Source organism: Frateuria sp. (assembly GCF_013362045.1).
GTDB lineage: Bacteria > Pseudomonadota > Gammaproteobacteria > Xanthomonadales > Rhodanobacteraceae > Frateuria_A.
The window spans coordinates 1-5,324 of record NZ_JABFWW010000051.1 but is presented as its reverse complement, the minus strand read 5'-3'; the positions used below and the strand labels follow the sequence as shown (position 1 = coordinate 5,324).

The 5,324-nt window shown below is 70.0% G+C and carries 2 protein-coding genes; both read right to left on the bottom strand.

All coding sequences use genetic code 11. From position 1 onward, the window contains the following. Positions 1 to 2,750 (bottom strand): TonB-dependent receptor (locus tag HOQ08_RS02570; protein WP_291191175.1); only part of this gene is annotated, 2,750 nt, incomplete at its 3' end. A gap of 251 nt (positions 2,751 to 3,001) precedes the next feature. Next, positions 3,002 to 5,080 (bottom strand): TonB-dependent receptor, encoded by a 2,079-nt coding sequence (locus tag HOQ08_RS02565; RefSeq protein ID WP_291191172.1) that lies wholly within the window; start codon positions 5,078 to 5,080, stop codon positions 3,002 to 3,004. Between the last annotated feature and the right edge of the window lie 244 nt (positions 5,081 to 5,324).

Sequence of the window (5,324 nt, the reverse complement as noted above, 5' to 3'; positions counted from 1 at the left end):
GGTGCCTTGCGGTTGAACGCGTTGAGGACCGAGGCGTACACGCCGAAGTGGTCGTTGAAGTCGTAGCTGCCGGTCAGGTCGAAATAGGTGAACGACGCCACGTGGCAACTCGGCGGAAACGGATTGCCGTTGTCGTCGACCGAGATGCAGCCCTCGCCGTTGTCCGGCGCGGTCATCGAGATGGCGCTGGTGTAGTACAGCGTGCCGGTGACCGTGGCCTTGCCGAACATCAGGCTGTTGGACCAGGACGCGCGGTCGCGCGGCGTGCCGGCACCCGAGGAGAGCGCGTACGGGCCGTGCGTGCCGACGAAGCGCTCGACCGTGCCGTCCTGCAGGGTGAGGTTCCATTCGAAGATGCGCGTGGCATTGAGTTCGCTGCGCAGCTTGACGCCGTCAGTGAGGTTGAAGTTGCCGATCAGGTCCAGGTCCACGCCCTTGGTCTGCAGCGAGTTCTGGTTGACGTAGGGCGCCATCACCACCACGGGCTTGGGCAGCAGGGTGGGGAACTGCGGATCGGGCACGTCCGGGATCACCGCCGAATTCGGCGGCAGCGGCTGGCCGGCGAAGTAGGCGTTGAGCACGGCCTGGGTGTCCTGCTGGCCGATCACGCCGGTCTTCTTGATGTCGTAGTAGTCCAGCGAGGCGCTGAACTGCTCCAGCGGCTGCCACAGCACGCCGAAGGTCCAGCTCTTGGACTTCTCCGGTTTGATGTTGGGGTTGCCAATGGTGTCGTAGGCCAGGCCGTAGGGCCGCACGTAGGCGTTGTTGCCGTGCGCGGCGGCGTAATCGTCGGGCACGGTGTAGGTGGCGAAACCTTCGGACTCGCTCGAACCGTTCTCGGCGAAGCTCGGCGCGCGGAAGCCCTTGGACCAGGTGCCGCGAACCGCCAGCGATTCGAACGGCTTCCACTTGAAGCCGACCTTCGGCGAGAAGTTGCTGCCGAAGTCGGAGTAGTGGTCGTAGCGGCCGGAGACGTCCACTTCCAGCGATTCCAGGAACGGCGCGTCCAGCTCGGCGTACACGCCCTCCACGGTGCGCTTGCCGAAGGTGTGGGCCACGCCCAGGCCCTGCGCCTGCAGGCCGGGGTTGAGGTCCGGATCGTGCTGGGCCTCATGGCGCACGTCCACGCCGGTGGCCAGGCCGAGCGAGCCGCCGGGCAGGTCCATCAGCGGCCGCGAGACGTGGAAGTCGATCGACTGCAGGTCGGTGGTCGAGCGCTTGTGCAGCACCGGCGCGAGCTGGGCACGCAGCGCGGGCGAGTTCTGCGACGGGTCGAGGAAGTTGTAGGTGCCGTTGTTGACCGCGTTGATCAGCGCGGCGTAGTTGAGGAAGCCATAGTTGTCCACGTCCAGCGAGCTGTGGCTGAAGATCAGCGCGCTGTCGTAGTTCCACTCGCCCCAGGTGCCATGGATGCCGCCGGCCAGGCGCATGTTGGTGTTGTCGTTCCTGCCGCCGCCGGGAATGTCGCCGAACGCATAGGTGATCAGCGCCGGATCGGCCGGATAGGGGTCGTAGGGGTTGTCCGCGCCGTTGGCGAGCGTGGCCGGCAACACGATCGAGCGGGTGTTCACCGGCGTGCCGGAACGGATCTGCGGCGGATTGCCGGCGGCTTCGACCTTGTTCTTGTAGACGCTGGCGCTGACGTAGGCCTCGCTGCTGTCGCCGACCTTGACGGTCAGGCGGCCGTACGCGCCGACGCGGGTCTGCTTGGGCGCCAGCTCGCCGTAGCGGTAGGTCGGGTCGAGCTGGCAACCGTTGCCCAGGTCGTTGCTGATCGGCGTGGTGTTGGCGCCGCAGGGCACCAGCGGTTGCCACAGCGAGCCGGGCATGGCGGTGCCGGTGTGCATGCCGCCGGCGCCATCGGGGCCGGGCACGGCGGGGCGCACCAGCGGCGTGGTCGAGCCGGTGTTGAAACCCGGCTGGCCCCAGTCGAGGTTGCTGCCGCCGGTGGGGTTTAGGTTGGAGGTGTTGTAGGGGTAGCCACGGTCGCGCGCGGCGATGTGGTCGTCCTTCTGCGCCTCGATGTTGCCGTAGGCGTTCCAGCCATCCTTCTGCAGGTCGCCGCCGCCGAACAGCAGCGTGACGCGGCGCGTGGTGCCGCCGCCGTCCTGCGAAGTGCCGGCCTCGGCGGTGCCCTGCAGTCCCTTGAAGTCGTGCTTGAGGATGATGTTGACCACGCCGGCGATCGCGTCGGCGCCGTACAGCGAGGAGGCGCCGTCCTTGAGCACGTCGATGCGCTCGATGGCGTTGACCGGGATCGTATTGAGGTCGACGAAGGTGCGCTGGCCATCATCCGCCAGCGGGTAATTGGCCGAGCGGCGGCCATCGATCAGCACCAGCGTGGAGTTCACCGTCAGGCCGCGCAGCGCCACGCCGGCGGACCCTGCAGCGAAGCCGGCGGTGAAGGCAGTCGGGATCGAGCCTGAGTTGTCGGCGGAGATCGCGCGCACCACGTCGGTGACGGTCTTCAGGCCGCTGCGCTGGATCTGCGCGGCGGTGATCACGGTGACCGGCGAGGGCGTTTCCACGTCGATGCGCGGGATGGCCGAGCCGGTGACCGTGATGGTCTGCAGCTGCTGGGCCTGTTGCGGGTTTGCCTGCTGCGGGTTCGGTTGCGGCGGGTTCGATTGCTGGTTCTGCGGCGGCGTGGCGCCGGTGGCATCGGCAGGCGGGGTGGTCTGCGCGAAGGCGGTTCCAAGAGGCGTCAACAGCAAACCAGCCAACGCCAAAGCGAGCTTGTTGGGCTTCATGACTCAAGTCCTCGGATTGTGGGTGCGCAACGCGCCCGAGGACTGGGGTGGATGATGCGACGCCACCAGCTCGACGGGCGAGGGGAGTTGCGGCCCGGAGTCTTCCACTTTCCACAAGCGGCTACAAGCGCTTAACCTCGTCGCTCCGTTTTGCCGACGCGTATCCTGCGTGCCTGCCCGGCAGGCAGGCGGATGCCATGCGCATGGACGTCCATGCGTCCAAATGCGGTGCGTTCCGTAGCGCCAATGCCTCAGAAGTCGACGCGCACGCCTGCCGTGAGCGTGCGGCCGGGCGCCGGTTCGTAGTAGCGGCCGTTGCCGTCGTTGACGATCACCGAGCCGACGATGCGCCGGTCGAACACGTTGTCCACGCGCGCGCTCAGGTGCAGCCGCGTCGTGCCCAGCGCCAGGCCGTAGCCGGCGTCGAGGTCGACGCGCAGATAGCCGGGCGCGGCGGCGCTGTTGCGGTCGTCCACCGGCACCGCGCCCACGCCTTCCAGCTCCAGCCCGCCGCGCCAGCCGAGGTCGTCCCCATGCTCCAGGCGCAGCGAGCCGTAGCGCCGCGGCACGCCGGGAATGCGGGCGCCCGCCGGCACTGGCAGGCTTGGCGCAAGGCAGGGCGTGCCGGTACAGGCGAGGAAGCCGCTGCGAAAGCGTGCCGCCAGCCAGGTCAGCCCGAGGCGCAGCCGCCAGCCCGCGCCGAGGTCGCCGTCGAGCGCCAGTTCGGCGCCCTGCCGGCGGCTGCGGCCGACGTTGCGGTAGGTGGAGCGCCCGTCGCGGCTGCTGGCCACCGCCAGTTCGTCGCGGCTGTCCGCGCGGAACAGCGCCAGCTCGACCGCCGGCGCCCCGCGCGGATGCCATTTCAACCCCAGTTCGCCATTGCGGCTGCGCACCGGGCGCAGGTCCAGGGCCAGTCCTGCGCCGCCATCGCGGCGGTAACCCAGTTCGTTGAACGTGGGCGTCTCGAAACCCTTGCCGAAGCTGGCGTAGAGGCGCAGCCGCGGATCCGGCCGATAGCCGATGCCGACCACCGGCGTGGTCGCGCGATAGCGCACGCGGCCGCTGTCGTCCGGGTTGACTGCGGTGACGTAGTGGTCGGCGGCACGGAAGGCCACCACGCTGTGCCGCGCGCCCAGCAGCAGCGACCAATGCGCGGCGAGGCGCCAGTCGAGCTGCGCATACTGGTCGAAGGCCCGCACGCGGTCGCGTTCGTCGCGGCGCAGCGCGCCCTGCACGCCGAGCGTGTCGCCCACGAAATTCTGGTAGCCGCGGCGATGCTGGTCCTGGACGTCGTAGCTCGCGCCCAGCACCAGCTCGAAGGGACGCCCCAGCGCCTGGCCGCGGCGGGTCCAGCGCGCATCGGTGCCGCCGTAGCCGCCGTCCAGATCGACCACGCCGCCGGCGCTGAGCGGCCCCTGCGCCTGCGGCGGGATCGGCAGCACCTGTGTCACCTCGCGCCTCCCGGCGTAGGCCATCAGGCGCACGTCGTCGCGCTCGCCGCCGGCTTCCCAGAGCGCGCCGAGCTGGTCCTGCCGCAGCGTCTTGCGCGTATCGAAGGCGGTCGCGGCCGCGACCGCCTGGCGTGGGTCGGCACGCCACTGCGCGCGGTTCAGGCCAAGCGGATCCTGCGCCTGCGGCTGCGCCAGCGTGTTGAGCACCAGGGTGAGCGTGCGTCCATCGCCCAGGTCGAAGCCCAGCCGCGCGTTGCCGGACGTGCGCTGCGCGCGGCTGTGCGCGCGATAGCCGTCGGTGCGGAAATGGCCCAGCGCCAGGTTGTAGTTGAGCGGACCGGCGATGCCCCGAGCGGTGGCGGCCAACCGCAGGCTGGCATCGGCGCCGACGCCGGCGTCCAGCATGCGTTGCGGCACCGGCCCGCCTTGCGCGCTCCACAGCTGCACCACGCCGCCGGAGGCGTTGCCGTAGAGCGCCGAGAACGGCCCACGCAGCACTTCCACGCGGTCGGCGGCCGCCAGGGAAAAATGCGAGAGCTGGCCCTGCCCGTCCGGCATGGTCGCCGGGATGCCGTCGGCGTACAGCCGCACGCCACGCACGCCGAAGGTGGCACGCGCACCGAAACCACGGATCGAGAGCTGTTCGTCCTGCGCGTAGTTCTGCCGGTCGCGCGCCAGCACGCCGGGCACGCCCACCAGCACCTCGGACAGGTTCACGCCCAGCTTGCCGTCGCGGCCGGCGGCCACCGGCACGCTGGCGACGGTGGCCGGAAGATCGAATGGCGGGATGTCCAGCCGCATCGCCTGCACCGGCACCGGCGGCAACCCGGTAACGGTCTGCGCAGCCGGCGCCAGCGGCCAGGTCGCGAGCATCGCCATCACGCTTGCCCCACGCCCCATTGCACCCGCCTGCAGCCGGAACATCGCCATGGTAGCCGCCCGGCGTGCAAGGGCCGTCTCGATCCGGCCGCGTCCGTTGGGGATAATCGGCCGATGCGCCGACCCTTCCTGCTTTTCTCCGTCTTCCTGCTGATCGTCCTCGCGCTGGCCGCGGCTCTGCCCGCCGCGGCGCAGGACAGTGCCCGCCGGCAGGCCGAGGCCAGGCAGCAGCTGACCGAACTGC

Excerpts from the sequence above, each read along its gene's own strand:
- HOQ08_RS02565 (WP_291191172.1), bottom strand. The coding sequence starts at position 5,080 with ATGGCGATGCTCGCGACCTGGCCGCTGGCGCCGGCTGCGCAGACCGTT.